Consider the following 14971-nt stretch of genomic DNA (forward strand, 5'->3'; position numbering starts at 1 on the left):
CCGCCCATGCGCACGCAGCGCAGCACCGTCTTCGGCGGCAGCGCAGCCGCCTTCGCGCTCGCAGCTGGCGATGCGCTGCGGATCATCGATGTCGAAGGCTTGCAGCGCGCCGAACTCTTCCTGCTCGGCCCGGATGCGCCCGTCCTGCCCGCGCCCGCGTTCGAGACGGAGACGACGCTCGGCACGCGGCTGGGCGAGACGAGGCTGCCGGGCGCCGGGGGAAGCACGGCTCTGCTGGATGGCCTACCTGATGGCCGCAGCGCCCGCGGCTGGCAGGTGCTGGATGGCACGGGGGCGGCCGGCACTGGCTTCCGCTACGTGGCACCCCAGGCGCTCCAGGTCGTCGTCGCCGCACCGGGCGCGCCAATGCTGCCTGACGCGCAGCACCCTCCGACCGAGTTGCGCGTCGAGATCGAGCGGCCGACGGCGGATGCGCCGCCCCTGCCCGCGCCGCTTGCCCCTCCCCTGCTCGACCTGCGGATCACGGCCGCCACCGCCCGCGCCTTCACCGTGCGCGCCGGCGACTACATCCAGATCATCGATGTCGAAGGCAAACAGTGTTCGGATTTTCTGGCCTTTGAAGCGGCCGATCTCGCGCGCGGCGTGGAACGCGGGCTCGATCCGACCGTCACCCGCACCCTGATGGGGGCGGCCTATCCGGGCCCGGGGCTGCATTCTAAGTATTTCGATGCCGAGATGCGGCCGCTCGTCGAGATCATCCAGGATACGGTGGGCCGGCACGATACCTTCGCCCTTGCCTGCACCGCGAAATATTACGAGGATGCCGGCTATCCCGGCCATGCCAATTGCTCGGACAACTTCAACGCGGCCCTCGCGCCCTATGGCGTCGCACCGCGCAAGGGCTGGCCCGCGATCAATTTCTTCTACAACACCCAGGTTGATGCGCAGAACCAGCTGACCATGGACGAACCATGGTCCAGGCCCGGAGACTACGTTCTGCTGCGTGCCCTGACGGATCTCGTCTGCGCCACTTCCTCCTGCGCCGATGATATCGACCCCGCCAACGGCTGGCAGCCCACGGATATCCACGTCAGGGTCTATGATCGTTCGGCGGCGTTTCCCAAAGGATCGGCCTATCGCATGACCCCCGATGCAGAGCCGCGGCTGACGCGGGAAACCGGCTTCCACGCGCGCACCAGCGCCCTCACCCAGGCTTTCACCGAATACCGCGGCTTCTGGCTGCCGGCGCGCTTTCCGGCCTATGGCGCCATCGCCGAATACTGGGCCTGCCGCGAGGCCGCGGTGGTGATGGATCTCTCGGCCCTCCGCAAATTCGAAATCACCGGACCCGATGCCGAGCAGCTGCTGCAGCGCTGCACCACGCGCAACATCGCCAAGCTCGCGGTCGGCCAGGTCGTCTACACCGCGCTGGTCTATGACCATGGCGGCATGATCGATGACGGCACCATCCTGCGCCTCGGGCCCGCTAATTTCCGCCTCGTCGTGGGGGACGACGCAACGGGCCTATGGCTGCGCCAGAAGGCCGCCGAATGGGACCTGGCCGTCTGGGTCCGCTCCTCCACCGACCAGCTGCATAACCTTGCCGTCCAGGGGCCGAAAAGCCGGGAAATTTTGGCCCCGCTCGTCTGGACCCCACCGCATCAGCCGTCGCTTGCGGATCTCGGCTGGTTCCGCTTCACCATCGGCCGCCTGGGCGGCTCTGCCGGCCGGCCCGTCCTCGTCTCGCGTACCGGCTATACTGGGGAACTCGGCTACGAAATCTGGTGCCACCCGCGCGATGGCGAAGCGGTATGGGATGCGATCTGGCAGGCCGGCCAGCCGCATGGCCTGGCGCCCCTCGGGCTGGAGGCGCTCGACATGCTGCGCATCGAAGCCGGGCTCGTCTTCGCGGGTTATGATTTCTGCGACCAGACCGATCCCTTCGAGGCCGGCATCGGCTTCACGGTCGCGGAGAAGGAGGGAGACGTCGGCCGCGCGGCCCTCAACCGCCGCCGCGCCGCGCCGGCGCGCAAGCTGGTCGGGCTGACGCTGGCGGGTGACGAGCCCGCCGCCCATGGGGACCCGGTGTTTGTCGGCCGGGCACAGATCGGCATCGTCACCAGTGCCACACGCTCTCCCCTGCTTGGGAACAGCATCGCCCTCGCACGCCTCGACATCGCCCAGGCGGCGGTGGGCGCGGCGGTCGAGATTGGCAAGCTGGATGGGCACCGCAAACGCCTCTCCGCCACCATCGTGCCCTTCCCGCATTACGATCCGCAGAAGCTGCGCGTGCGCGCGTGAAGGCCCGTCTCCGGACAGGGCTCATCCTGCCGCGTCAGGATCGCGACACTGGGGCATCAGGTGATGCAGCTGTTCGCAAGAGACTCCGTGGGCTGAGTTCCCTTTCTGTTCCATCCCTGCTACGAAGGCCAGATGGCCGGCACGCCCATCCGGAAAGTGATCCATATCGATATGGATGCCTTCTACGCCTCGGTCGAGCAGCGGGATGATCCCTCCCTGCGCGGGCGGCCGCTGGCCGTCGGCCATGCGGAACGGCGCGGGGTCGTGGCCGCCGCCAGTTACGAAGCCCGGGCCTTCGGTGTGCGCTCGGCCATGCCATCCGCCATTGCCAAGCGCCGATGCCCTGATCTGATTTTTGTTCCCCCCCGGTTCGAGGTCTACAGGTCCGTCTCTCGGCAGATCCAGGCCATTTTTGCCGAATACACGACGCTGATCGAGCCCTTGTCCCTGGACGAGGCCTATCTGGACGTCACGGCCAATACGAAGCGCCTGCCATCCGCGTGGTTGACGGCGAAGGAGATCCGCAGCCGCATTTTCGAGGAGACGGGCCTCACGGCATCGGCAGGCATTTCCTACAACAAGTTCCTGGCCAAGCTCGCGTCGGACCACCGCAAGCCGAACGGCCAGTTCGTCGTCACGCCTGAGATGGGGCCCGGTTGGGTCGAGGCGCTGCCGGTGGCCAAGTTTCATGGCGTCGGGCCCGTCACGGCCGCGAAGATGACGCGCTTGGGTATCAACACCGGGGCTGACCTGCGCGCCAAGACCCTGCCCTTTCTGGCCCAGCACTTTGGGCGATCTGGCACCTGGTATTACGAGATCGCCCGGGGCGAAGACAGCCGGCCGGTGGTCGCCAATCGCGAACGCAAATCCTCCGGCTCGGAGACGACGTTCGAGAAGGATCTGACAGATCCCGAGGCCATCGAACGCGGCGTGTTGAGGATGGCGGATGACGTGTGGGATTGGTGCGAGAAAACCGGCGCCCGGGGAAGAACGGTCACCGTGAAGGTGAAATGGCAGGACTTTCAGATCTGCACCCGCAGCCGCACGATCGGCAGCCCGGTGATCGAGCGCGAGGGTCTGCATGACCATAGCCTCACCCTCGTCCGGAGCCTGTACCCGCTGAGAACCGGCATTCGCCTGGTGGGCGTCACCCTCTCCCAGTTCGGGCGGCATGAGGCGGCAGAGGCCAGCCTGTTCAGCCAGACGGGAGGCTAGCGTCGTGCGCCCAATCAAGGTGGGCTTGATCTCGGACACCCACGGGCTGCTGCGCCCACAGGCGCGCGCATACCTCGAGGGAAGCGATTTCATCATCCATGCGGGAGATGTCGGCCGCCCCGAGATCATCGCCTCGTTGAGTGAACTGGCCCCCGTCACGGTGGTGCGCGGAAACATCGACACGGCACCCTGGGCGCGTGCCTTTCCGGAAACCGCGATGCTGAAGCTTGGAGCAACCACCGCGATCTACGTGCTGCATGACATCGACACCCTCGCGATCGATCCGGCCGCGGCAGGTTTTCAGGTGGTCGTCTATGGTCACTCTCACAAACCGATCCAGTGGCGAAAGGATGACGTGCTCTATGTCAATCCGGGCAGCGCAGGTCCGCGCCGCCTTTCGCTGCCGATCTCTCTCGGCCGGCTGACCATCCATGGGGGCACGATTACCGCCGCACTGACCGGAGACGCCTCTTGACGCTGACGGTCGAGTCTCGGCTGCTCGGCGGCCGGGAAGGGGCCGAGGCAGCTGGTCTGCCTCAGGCCGACCCAAGGCGGAACGCGCCCCCCCTGCCGGCCTTTTACTTGCCGATCCCCGCCGTCATGCCGCGAACGAAGAACTTCTGGCTGGCGAGATAGAGAACGAGAAGCGGCAGAATGGAGAGCAGCGCGCCCGCCATCATCATCGGCTCGTTCGTCGCGAAGCGGCCTTGATACAGCGCCAGTCCCGCCATGACGGTGCGCTGCCGCTCGTCCTGCAGGAAGACGAGCGCAAAGAGAAGCTCGTTCCACACCCAGATGGTATTGACGATCACCAGGGTGAAGGTGGTCGCCACCGAAAGCGGCATGACGATCCGCAGCAGGATGCGCGTATGCGAGGCGCCGTCGATCGTCGCCGCTTCGATCAGCTCCTGCGGCAGCTCGCGAAAGAAGTTGGTCAGGAAGAAGATCGAAAACGGAATTAGCAGACCGGTATAGACCAGCATCACCGACGGCAAGGTGTTGATGAGGCCAAGTTGCACCATCACCGTGAACAGCGGCACCACCAGGGCCACGGGCGGCAGTGCCATCAGGGCGATGTTGACGTTGAAGAAGGTATGCTTTCCGACGAAGCGGCCGAAAGCGATCGCATAGGCGGCAAAGACCGCGATCGCGGTTGCCGCCACGACGGCAACCACGGCCACGAACATGCTGTTCAGAGTCCAATGGCCGAAGGGCATGGTCGCGAAAACGTCGAGGAATCCGCGCAGGCTCGGCGGGCTCGGCAGTCCGGTCGGGTCGCGCAGATAGGATTGCTGCGTCTTCAGCGCGGTCTGCAGGACGAACCACAGGGGATAGACCGAGACGAGCGTCAGCCCAATCAGGAGGAGCTGCTGCAGACCAGGGAGGAGTCGGTGTCTCATGCCCGGCCCTCGGCCGCCTGGCCACGCATGCGCAGATAGACGAAGATCAGCACGCTCGCGAGGCAGAGCAGGACGACGACCGCGGCGGAAGCGACGCCGATCGCACCGTTCTGAAATCCGTTCTCGAAGATATAGTATTCGAGCACGCTGGAGGCTTCCGCGGGGCCGCCCTTGGTCAGGACGTAGACATAGGTGAAGATCGCCGAGAGCACGGTGATCGCTTCGACGATCATGAAGAACTCGATCACCCGCCGGATCTGCGGCAGCAGGATCGACCATTGGATCTGCCAGCCGCTCGCGCCATCGATCCGCGCCGCCTCCACCAGTTCCTGCGGCACGGCAAGGAGGGCGGCGGCGAAGACGACGACGCCGAAGCCGAGCTGCTGCCAGATGATGACGCCACCGATCGTGGGCACCACATTGACCGCAGAGCCAAGCCAGTCGGCGGCCAGGAAGCCCAGATGCCAGTGCAGCAGCTGCGTGTTGAGAACCCCGCGCTGCTCGAGCAGGAAGCTGAAGGCGAGGCCGATCGCGGTTGCTGGCAGAATATAGGGCAGGAAGATGATCGTCCTGTAGAACTGCCAGCCGCGCACCTGGGCATTCAGAATCAGGGCGATGATCAGCGCGAGCACTGTCATGATCGGCACGGTGGCGAGGAGCTTCAGGTTGTTGAGCAGGGAGCCTATGAAAATCGGGTCCTGCCACAGGCCCTCATAATTGGCTGTCCCGACATAGGTCAGGTCCCCCACCGTGCCGGAATAAAAGCTGAAGCGAATCACGGCGATCAGCGGATAGCCGAAGGTCGCCAGCAGCGCCAGCACGGCGGGCAGGACGAAGCCATAGGCCCAGAGGTGGTGGAAGCGGCGCGACTTAACGCTTGGGAGACGGCGAAGGGTCGCTTCGCCGTCCTTGCCGAGACGCGGCAGGACCAGATGGTCCGTCTCAGCCATGCGTGCCGGCCCAGGCTTTGAACTGGCGGAATTCCTGCACCTGCTGCAAGCGCCACTGCTTGATCACGCGGTCCCAGATCGCGACCGCCTGATCCGGCGTACCAGCCTTGGAGGCGATCAGCTGTCCGGCCGGAATGTCCGCATTGTTGTCGATCTGCGGGGGAAGGTAGTTCTCGAGCCAGATTGAGACTGGCGCCGTGTCCAACGCGTAGAGCTGCTTGGCGAGAGGATCGGAAATCTCCGATACGGGGAAGCGCTTGTCGGCTGGGAAGGCGTTGGTCTGGCTGTAGAGCGTCTTCAGGTTTTCCGGCTGATGCAGCCAGGCAAGGAAGTCCGCCGCCGCCTGCTTGTTCTTCGACCAGCTCGTGATGAACTCGTCCGAGGATTGGGTTACGTCGTAGGTGTCGGCGAGCTTGCCATGGCCCCAGATCGGCGGTGCGGCGACACCGATCGCCTTCGCGCCGAGCGTCTGCTCCCAGGAGAGAACGTTGCCATCAGTCGCGAAGGACATCGCCACCTTCTTCTGCGGGAACAAGGTCCAACCCTGGGTGAGGCTGAGGGAGGCGATGTCGGAGTTGACATAGCCCTTGGCCACGAAGTCCTGCATCATGGTGTAGAGGTTGCGCAGAACCCCATCGAGGTCGGCCATCGTATAAGGGCCGGTGCCGGCAATCGCGGATTTGAGCTGGTCGAGCGAATCGAACTGCTGCTTGGCGTAGATCGCGAACATCCAGGCGCCGAAGAACCCGTCGCTGTTGCCCATGCCGAAGGGCGTGATGCCATGGGCCTTCAGGGCGGCACAATCCGCCAGGAACTCGGTCCAGGTTCTGGGTGCCTTGTCCGGGTCAAGGCCCGCCTGCTTGAACAGATCCTTGTTCCAGACCAGCGGAACGCCGATCAGATAGAGCGGCATCGCGATGATCTTGCCGCCCGTCGTGTTCTCGTTGGTGTTGAGCCACTGCGCCGTTTCGCTCGCCGGCACATAGTCCGAGATCGGCACCGCCGCCCCCGTCCAATAGGGCGTGAGCGTCGGCAGCGTTGCCCATTGCGTGTCCATGTCAGGGCCGGACTTGCTCTGGGCCGCCAGGCGGAACGCGCCGATCAGCGTGTCCGAGGATTGGGGGACGACGGTCAGGCTGACCTTGGGGTTGAGCGCCTCATACTTCTGCACCGCGCCGGCCAGCCATTTGTCGATTCCCGGCACGTCGCTCTCACCCCAGAACCAGAAGGTGAGCTTCGCGGACTGCGCGTCGGCGGCGCTTGCCGTCTGTGCGAGCGCTGCATGACCGCCAAGGCTGAGGAGGCTGCCCAGGGCAAGCGCGGTGCGGTGAAGCCGCCGCCCGCCGATCCGGTGGAGGATAGCCGAGATCATCGTCCTTTTTCCTTGTTGCGATGGTCGGTGGTGGTTCTTCTCGATAGGGAGACGGGCGCGGCGAATGCTGGTCTAGGGTTTGCTCTCGCAGGTGATCTGCCCGCCATCGACGACGATGGTGGTGCCGGTCACGTAGCTCGCCTCGTCGGACGCGAGATAGAGGCAGGCATTGGAGACGTCCGAGGGGGTGCCCAACCGGCCCAGGGGAACAGACCGTTCCATGCCCGCGATGAAGTCCTGCGAGCGCGACCGCTTGATCTCGTCGGTGAGGATGTTGCCGGGTTCGACGCCGTTGACGGTGATGCCGTAGGGCGCAAGCTCGATGCAGGCGCTGCGGATCAGGCCGACGATGCCGGCCTTGCTGGCTGCGTAGTGGCTGTGGCCGGGGCTGCTGACGCGCGGACCGGTGATGGAGGAGGTGAAGATCATGCGGCCCGCACCTTGGCGCTTCATCGCGGGCAGGCAGGCGCGCAGCGCCAGAAAGGCCCCCTTCAGATTGACGTCGAGGACAAGGTCCCACTCTTCCTCGCTGACATCCTCGATCATCGTCCAAGGATAGATCCCGGCGTTCTGGCAGAGAATGTCGAGCCGGCCGAACGCGCTCTCGGCGACCTGCGCAATCTGCGCGTTGTCCGCCGCCGACATCACGTCCATCGGCACGAAGCGGACGGTGCCCGGCGCCGCCAGGCTGGCGATGAAGGCCTCTGCAGAGCGCGCGTCGCGATCGCCGATGACGACCGAAGCTCCTTCCTCGATAAATCGCGTGACGATGCCGGCGCCGATGCCGCGCGCACCGCCGATGACGATTGCAACCTTTCCTGCGAGACGTTTCATGTTCACCTGCAGACGAGAAGCGGATGGCACGGAAGATGCAGATGGTTCGTCGCCGCATCGGTCCATGAAAGGCCGTTGCGCCGTCGAGACCCTGCTAGGCGAAGAATTGTCCAACAGACTGGACTGTGGTTCTGTATACTGGACAAGCCTACGATAAGCGCTAAAACGGCGCAACGACATTTCGGATATTCGACGTGGCGAATTCGACTGAAGGGTCTCGGGTCCGCGGTGTGGATCGCGTGCTCGATCTGCTCAAGACACTCCATCTCGCCGGTCAGCCGCTGCGGATCGGGGAATTGGCGCGGCGCCTCGACGCACCGCGGTCGACGACGTACGATCTCGTCAACCGCCTGCTCGATGCTGGCTTGCTCGAGGTCTATGATGATCAATCGCGCGTCTTCTTCGGGCGGACGCTGCATTTCTACGGCGCCGACTATCTGAACAATCACAGGGTCAGTCGGATGGCCGGTCAGGCGGTTGCGGCGCTCGCCAGAGCCACGGGGCAGACGAGCCAGTTCTGCACGCTCAACGGCAACAAGTTCACCGTGCTGCACATGAAGACCGGGCGGGCGCTGTTCAAAATCAGCTCGGATGTAGGGCGGGACATGCCCATTCCCTGGACAGCGTCCGGGCGTCTCCTGGTGGATCACCTGGACGAGGACGCGATCAAAGCCTTCATCCCGCGTGAGGACTTCGTGCTGCCGGACGGTGAGAGGCTGGACATTGCGCAGTTCTGCCGGGAAGTGGCGGAGGCCCGCCGGATGAATTTCTTCAGCACCAGCGGACTGGTGGATGATTTCGCGGATTGCCTGGCGGTGCCCGTGCGCGGCAGGGACGATGTGGCGCTCGGCTGCCTCTGCATGATCGTGCCGCGCGGGCGGGCGCCGGAGGAGCGGCAGCGATGGGAGGGGGCTCTGGCCGAGGGTGGCCGGCGCTTGGCGCAGATGATCGATGATCCGACGGCGGCGCCGGACCATGCGGATTGAGCGGCGGACGACGGTTTCTGGGCACCTCAGCCGGTAATTACGATAGGCGCGATAACTCCTGACGCAGAGAAGATGGACGGCCTGAAACCCGGCGCTGACGGCTGGCAAACCTATCCAGATCATCCCCGCGCGCGGATGCGGTGACGACGCTCGCGGACGAAATCATTCGGCGCAGCCCTTTCCCTTCCCTCCCCTCCTCTCCTTCCCCACCCGGATCATCGCGGTTCGCGCATCCGGGCGATGCGTCCAACGGGACAGCGGCGACGAGGCCCATGGCGAGCAGCGCAAAGACCGCGGCGACCCGCCAGAGTGCGACCTCGGCTTCCGGTTGCGCCGACGATGCATCCCGGCCGCACGCCGATGACGAAGTTGGCAGGAGACGGGTCATGGTCGCCAACCGGCCTCGGGCGACAAGACTGGCGACACCCTGAGAACCAGCCCGACTGATGGGTATTCCCTCCATGCCCCGTGGGGAGGTTGGGGAGCACACACGCACCAGCCCCGCCTCGCTGCACGGCGCGTTGATCGGAGGCCAGGACAGCCTCGGGCCACGCACCACTCCGCGGGCAGGTTGCAGCACCGGCGCCATGCGGTGGAGGAATCGCCGGGATTCGCAAAGGACTCCCCTCCCCTCTTCCGCAAGCCTGTAGACTCGGAGCAGTGCAGAGGACAGCCTCGGAGCGGGAGCCATGGCGGGGCCACAGGACCAGAGCTTGACGCTGCGCCGCATCGCGCCCGAGCGGAACGCGCGACGCTTCTATCGCTTGGCGATCACCAGCGACCTCTTTGGCCACGTGCTGCTGCTGCGCCAGTGGGGGCGAATCGGCACCGATGGTCGCCGGCGGCATGATCCATATCCCAATGGCGCCGCAGCGATGGCGGCACTGCAGAGGCTTCTGTCCGCGAAGCTTCGGCGGGGCTACCGCCCCTACCATCGAGATCAGGGCGACGCTGCTACGAGTTGACGGCTGTCAACTCGTAGCACCCGGACCCACCACCGCTCATCCGCCCACGCCATTAGGGCCGAAATGCGACGAGTTGACAGCCGTCAACCGCTCTGCCGGCCGTTTCTGATTGTGGAGATTTTGCCTGGGATCGCGGAAATCATTGCGGGAAAGCAGGTAGCTCGTTAAATGCGCTTATAACCCCATTTCGAGTTTAAACCGCATGTGCGATTCCAAAGCATGAGCCAAGCAGATACCCGGCAGTCCACCCCTGCCCGCTCTTTGACCCAAGACATCGACGCGATCATCAGCCACCATGCGCGCGATCTCTCGGAAAAGCTTCAGGCCCACCGGCTGGAACTCTTCCCGCCCGCCGCCCACAAGACGCTTCGTCCCTTCCAGGTGAGCGAAGCCGCGAAGCTCCTCGGCGTCAAGCCCGGCTATCTCCGCAACCTGTCGCTGGACGGCAAGGGGCCAGACCCCATGGTCACCGCCGGCGGCCGCCGCTCTTACACCGCCGAGCAAATCCAGGATCTGCGGCATTATCTCGATGCCAATGGCCGCTCGAGCAAACGCTACGTGCCCCACCGGCGGGACGGTGAAGCCCTCCAGGTCGTCGCGGTCGTCAACTTCAAGGGTGGCAGCGGCAAGACGACGACGGCGGCCCACCTCGCGCAACATCTGGCGCTGCGCGGCCACCGCGTGCTCGCGATCGACCTCGACCCGCAGGCGAGCCTCTCCTCGCTGCACGGCTTCCAGCCCGAATTCGACATTGGCGAGAACGAAACCCTCTATGGCGCCATCCGCTATGACGAGCAGCGGCGCCCGCTCAGGGAGGTCATCAAACCAACCAACTTTCCCGGCCTCGACATCGTCCCCGGCAACATCGAGCTGATGGAGTTCGAATACGACACGCCGCGGGAACTCGCCCTCAGGAACGGCGGGGCAGGGGACAGCATCTTCTTCGCCCGCCTCAATGCCGCGCTCGAAGGGGTGGCGGACGACTATGACGTCGTCGTCATCGATTGCCCACCCCAGCTCGGCTACCTCACCATGTCGGCCCTCTGTACGGCGACCGCGGTGCTCATCACCGTCCATCCGCAGATGTTGGACGTGATGTCCATGTGCCAGTTCCTGCTGATGATGGGCGATCTCCTCGGCCATCTGAAGCGGGCAGGGGGCAACATGGGCTTTGACTGGCTGCGCTATCTCGTCACGCGCTACGAGCCGTCGGACGGGCCGCAGACCCAGATGGTGGGCTTCCTGCGGTCCCTCTTCGGCCAGCACGTGCTGATCAACCCCATGCTCAAGAGCGTCGCCATCTCCGACGCCGGCATCACCAAGCAGACACTCTACGAGGTCGAGCGGCGGCAGTTCACCGCGGCGACCTACGACCGCGCGATGGAATCGCTCGATGCGGTCAATGGCGAGATCGAAGATCTCATTCACGCAACCTGGGGGCGCTCCTGATGGCACGAAAGAACCTGTTGGCGAGCCTGACCGAGAAGAAGCCGGCCGAGGAAGGGGAGGGGGCTGCGCCGCATGAAGCGGCGCCGGCCGCTCCTCCCTCTGCACCCACCGCTCCACGCGCGCCCTCCTCCGCCTTCTCCAGCCGCGGCGCCTTCGGCGCGGTGACGCGCACCATCGACGACCTGGCGGCCCGGGCGGAGGCGGCGCGGACGCTCGAGGCGAAGCTCGCCTCAGGGGAGATGATCGTCGAGATCGATACGGCGCTCATCGACCGGTCACCCATCGCCGACCGCATGGAGCCGCAAGACGACAGCTACCGGGCGCTCCGTGACAGCATCGCCGAAAAGGGCCAGGAAAGCCCGATCCTCGTCCGACCGCATCCCGAGGTGAAGGGCCGCTACCAAGTGGCCTTCGGCCATCGCCGGCTGGCCGCCGCGACCGAACTCGGCCGCCCCGTGCGCGCCGTCGTCAAGCCGCTGACCGACCGCGACCTCGTCATCGCCCAGGGCCAGGAGAACAGCGCCCGTGCCGATCTCTCCTTCATCGAGCGGGGGCGATTTGCCCAATCCCTGGAAGAGGCGGGGCACGATCGGGAGACGATCATGCAGGCGCTCTCCATCGACAAAACGACGCTCTCGCGCCTCATCTCCGTCGTCAACCGTCTGCCGACCGACATCGTGGAAGCGGTGGGGCCGGCGCCCTCCGCCGGGCGAGATCGCTGGCTCGCCTTGTCCAAGGCCTATGTCGAACGGGTGCGGGAACGGCCGGTCGATCCGCTGCTGGAGAGCGAACGCTTCACTGCCGCCCCCTCCGACCGTCGCTTCGAGATGCTGTTCCAGCATCTGACGCGCGCCGCCACAGTCAGCCCGCGCAGCAAGCCGCATCCCTGGGTCGCCCGCAACGGCCAGCGCGTCGCCATGGTCACCGAAAGCGCCCAGGCTTTCACGCTCGCGATCGACCGGGCTGTGGCGCCCGAATTCGGCGCCTTTCTGCTGGAACGGCTGGATGCGCTTTACGAAGAATACCAGGCCGGGCCCCGCAAAAAGCCGAATTTCGGCTTCTCGATGAGCCGCTGACGGGCCGTCAGATCCCGTGGACTTTACTGGGTGCCGGCTCGTACAGCCGGCCGTGTGCATGTGGACTTTACTGGGAGCTGCTTGCTCAGCCCCCCGAAAACACCAGCGATTTCAACCCTATCAAGCACAAAAAACGGGGCTTGACCCTTGGGTCAGCCCCGCCTGAGCGGCTTGCTCGGCCTCGTGGACTTTACTGGGAGCCGCCCCGTCCGGGGATGGCGACCAGCCGGCTTGGCACCGGCGGACGCGACGGGTAGAGCACCAGCCCCCCGCCATGCGCGTCCTCTTCCACCCGGGCATCCGGATAGACGGCGAGCGCCAAGGCTAAGGTGGGGCGGAAATTCATCTTGAAGTGGTCCATCCGCGCATAACCGGCGCCGAACTGGGTCTTCACGGCTTTCCAGGAGATCGGCCGCGGTTTGTCGAGCGAATGCAACCGATAGGCGAGCCAGGCATAGACATCCAAGGCCATGGAATTATTGGCGATTGCGCGGATAGCCGCGTCCTGCAGCGGCACCGGATGGCGCTGCAACTGCTCGTAGAAGCCCTCAGAGAGCCGCGCTGTTTCGACGAAAAGGCTGCCTTGGCCGGGTTCGGTTGTTTCCAGGAACATCGCGGTATCGACTACGTTCTGGTTCGTCATGCCGATGCGGCTGCCCTGGCGGATCGTGAGGCTCAGGCGGCAGCGGCTGATGCGCTCGCACTGGTCCCGCACGTCCTTCAGACTTTTGCCGCCGACGGGAATCCCCATCTTCGTCAGCCATTCCCGCAGCGAGCGGCCGAGCAAGATTTCGCGGGATTGGGTGCGAATGGCCTCACTTTGCAGATAGATCATGATCAGTCGAGCACGGCTGCCATAGGGAACACCGACGGCTTCGGGGCGGCCGCTGGGGGTCGGGCGCATGCCCGGCTCCACCACCAGAGCCATCCGCTCGCTTTCGATCTGCCAGCCTGCGTCATTCGCCAATTTGCGGTGGGGCAGGGCGGCCTGGCACCAGCCGGAGTACAGAAACCCTATGCTGTTTTCTTCGTCGCCCAGATACTGTGCGGCGGCTTCCACCACGACGCGTTCGAAGTCGGCCAGCAAAGCGCCTTGCTTGCCTTTCGCCTCCAGAATGTCGTGCACCTTCCCCATGCGATGCAGATTGAGCGATTACGGGACGAATGTCACCGTGGACTTTAGCGGGGCAAGCTACTGGTTTGGATTATTTGATTTTTATACTTGTACTATGCCCAGCAAAGTCCACGGGACGGAATCGCCTAGAGCTTTGATTCCCTTCGTCTTCCGAAATCGGGCGTACCGGCAGAGTCCACGCCCCCGCCCAGTAAAGTCCACCCCAGGGCTGGGGACGTCTCCCAGTAAAGTCCACGCCGCGGATGGCCGAATCACCGCCGCCTTGCGCGTCCTGCTCACTCGACTCGGAACCGCTCATGCAGGCTCCCAGGATCGGTCGTTCCGCGGCAGCCGGCCTTCGTCGTCGATGACGACCACCCGGTGCGGCAGCTCCGGCCCCCAGCGCCAGAAGACCATGTTGACGTCAGCGGCGGTGGCGCCGGCGGCGAAGCTCGGCACCACGATGGCGGCGATACCCTTAGCTGCCAGGCGCCTCGCAAGCGCCCAGGAGGGGGGTATGAGGCGGCGGGAGGCGAGATCTTCCCAAGGGCAGGCGAGGTCACTCTGCCCCACGTCAAGCGCCGTCCTCTGGGTTGGATCGGTGAGGTCTGCGACCTCCGCGCAGTCCACCTCATAGGCGCAAAGCGTCATCGGCTGGGCCTTGAAGGGAAAGGCCTGCTGAGCCTCGGCCCAGGCCGTCTGCATTCGGAGCGCGGTGTAGAGCGCCGGCATGCCCGGCGGGTTGAAACGGCCGCCATGGCGCGCCGCGCCCTCGCCGGAGAGCGGCGAGAAGGCCCAACGCGGATGATGGGCGCGGAAGACCTGGCCGCGAAACCTCACGCGTAGCCGCCGACCGCGATCCGATCGAGATAGCGTTTCACCGCCTCGGCGCGGCCTTCCTTGACGAGGGCTTCCGCGGTCTGATCCCCGAAGGAGGGCAGGGGCTGCGAGCGGTACCAAGCGTAGGCTTGCTGAGGCGATCCGGCCCAGGGGCAGACCCGGTTGAGGATCTCGACGATGTCGCGCAGCCGCGCCTGGGTGGACGGGGTGGAGACCCGGGCGGCCTTGGCGATGGCATCGCGCGACAGGCCCAGGCTGACGGCAAGCTCCGCCCGCGTGATGTGTAGCATGGAGCTCAGCCGGTCAGCGGCGATCATGCCGTCCGGCGTGGCGGTGTCATGGATGAAGGTGGTCGCTGACACGGGTGTGCCTCACATATTGCCCTAATCTGGGGCAGAATATAGGGCAGGGTGCTCGGGACGCCAAGGCCGCCATGGCGGATCGGGATGATGGGCCTGCGGCGTTGGCACCGTAGCGCCTCATTGGTAGCGAGCGATACAATAAGAAT

14 protein-coding genes are annotated in these 14971 nt (G+C 65.2%); 7 read left to right on the top strand and 7 right to left on the bottom strand.

Annotated elements, in window-relative coordinates:
• The first annotated feature begins 6 nt into the window (after positions 1–6).
• The 3 genes from ACYQ6W_RS09715 to ACYQ6W_RS09725 all read left to right on the top strand — a co-directional run bounded on the left by ACYQ6W_RS09715 (position 7) and on the right by ACYQ6W_RS09725 (position 3952).
• Positions 7–2262 (top strand): DUF1989 domain-containing protein, encoded by a 2256-nt coding sequence (locus tag ACYQ6W_RS09715; protein WP_459675014.1) that lies wholly within the window; start codon positions 7–9, stop codon positions 2260–2262.
• 132 nt (positions 2263–2394) lie between these two features.
• Positions 2395–3477, top strand: a complete 1083-nt coding sequence (gene dinB / locus ACYQ6W_RS09720; RefSeq protein WP_459675015.1) for a DNA polymerase IV — start codon at positions 2395–2397, stop codon at positions 3475–3477.
• Between the two features lie 4 nt (positions 3478–3481).
• Positions 3482–3952 (top strand): metallophosphoesterase family protein, encoded by a 471-nt coding sequence (locus ACYQ6W_RS09725; protein WP_459675016.1) that lies wholly within the window; start codon positions 3482–3484, stop codon positions 3950–3952.
• A gap of 103 nt (positions 3953–4055) precedes the next feature.
• Here ACYQ6W_RS09725 and ACYQ6W_RS09730 read toward each other — a convergent pair whose 3' ends face one another.
• The 4 genes from ACYQ6W_RS09730 to ACYQ6W_RS09745 all read right to left on the bottom strand — a co-directional run bounded on the left by ACYQ6W_RS09730 (position 4056) and on the right by ACYQ6W_RS09745 (position 8033).
• Positions 4056–4877 carry a carbohydrate ABC transporter permease gene (locus tag ACYQ6W_RS09730; RefSeq protein WP_459675017.1) on the bottom strand — a complete coding sequence of 274 codons (822 nt, stop codon included), beginning with the start codon at positions 4875–4877 and terminating at the stop codon, positions 4056–4058.
• Positions 4874–5827 carry a carbohydrate ABC transporter permease gene (locus ACYQ6W_RS09735; protein WP_459675019.1) on the bottom strand — a complete coding sequence of 318 codons (954 nt, stop codon included), beginning with the start codon at positions 5825–5827 and terminating at the stop codon, positions 4874–4876. Before ACYQ6W_RS09735 ends, ACYQ6W_RS09730 begins: the two co-directional genes overlap by 4 nt.
• Positions 5820–7199 carry an ABC transporter substrate-binding protein gene (locus ACYQ6W_RS09740; RefSeq protein WP_459675020.1) on the bottom strand — a complete coding sequence of 460 codons (1380 nt, stop codon included), beginning with the start codon at positions 7197–7199 and terminating at the stop codon, positions 5820–5822. Before ACYQ6W_RS09740 ends, ACYQ6W_RS09735 begins: the two co-directional genes overlap by 8 nt.
• A gap of 72 nt (positions 7200–7271) precedes the next feature.
• A complete protein-coding gene (locus ACYQ6W_RS09745) occupies positions 7272–8033 on the bottom strand; it encodes an SDR family oxidoreductase (RefSeq protein ID WP_459675022.1) in 762 nt (253 codons plus the stop codon).
• A 194-nt stretch (positions 8034–8227) separates the two neighbouring features.
• Between ACYQ6W_RS09745 and ACYQ6W_RS09750 the strand changes: the two genes are divergently transcribed.
• The 4 genes from ACYQ6W_RS09750 to repB all read left to right on the top strand — a co-directional run bounded on the left by ACYQ6W_RS09750 (position 8228) and on the right by repB (position 12509).
• Positions 8228–9019, top strand: coding sequence for an IclR family transcriptional regulator (locus ACYQ6W_RS09750; protein WP_459675024.1), 792 nt, complete (start codon positions 8228–8230; stop codon positions 9017–9019).
• Between the two features lie 689 nt (positions 9020–9708).
• Positions 9709–9984, top strand: a complete 276-nt coding sequence (locus tag ACYQ6W_RS09755; protein WP_459675025.1) for a WGR domain-containing protein — start codon at positions 9709–9711, stop codon at positions 9982–9984.
• Positions 9985–10203: 219 nt separating this feature from the next.
• Positions 10204–11433: a plasmid partitioning protein RepA gene (repA, locus tag ACYQ6W_RS09760; RefSeq protein ID WP_459675026.1), complete on the top strand. Its 1230-nt coding sequence runs from the start codon at positions 10204–10206 to the stop codon at positions 11431–11433.
• The gene (repB, locus tag ACYQ6W_RS09765) at positions 11433–12509 is read left to right on the top strand and encodes a plasmid partitioning protein RepB (RefSeq protein ID WP_459675027.1); all 1077 of its coding nucleotides are present in this window, start codon (positions 11433–11435) and stop codon (positions 12507–12509) included. Before repA ends, repB begins: the two co-directional genes overlap by 1 nt.
• Positions 12510–12699: 190 nt before the next feature.
• Here the strand turns inward: repB and ACYQ6W_RS09770 are convergent, their stop codons facing one another.
• From ACYQ6W_RS09770 to ACYQ6W_RS09780, 3 genes are all read right to left on the bottom strand, one after another.
• Entirely contained in the window at positions 12700–13644 is a 945-nt protein-coding gene (locus tag ACYQ6W_RS09770) for a replication protein RepA (protein ID WP_459675028.1), read from the bottom strand.
• A 294-nt stretch (positions 13645–13938) separates the two neighbouring features.
• The gene (locus ACYQ6W_RS09775; protein WP_459675029.1) at positions 13939–14463 is read right to left on the bottom strand and encodes an RES family NAD+ phosphorylase; all 525 of its coding nucleotides are present in this window, start codon (positions 14461–14463) and stop codon (positions 13939–13941) included.
• Positions 14460–14825, bottom strand: a complete 366-nt coding sequence (locus ACYQ6W_RS09780) for an MbcA/ParS/Xre antitoxin family protein (RefSeq protein WP_459675030.1) — start codon at positions 14823–14825, stop codon at positions 14460–14462. Before ACYQ6W_RS09780 ends, ACYQ6W_RS09775 begins: the two co-directional genes overlap by 4 nt.
• Between the last annotated feature and the right edge of the window lie 146 nt (positions 14826–14971).

This window comes from Acidisoma sp. 7E03 (genome assembly GCF_054665075.1).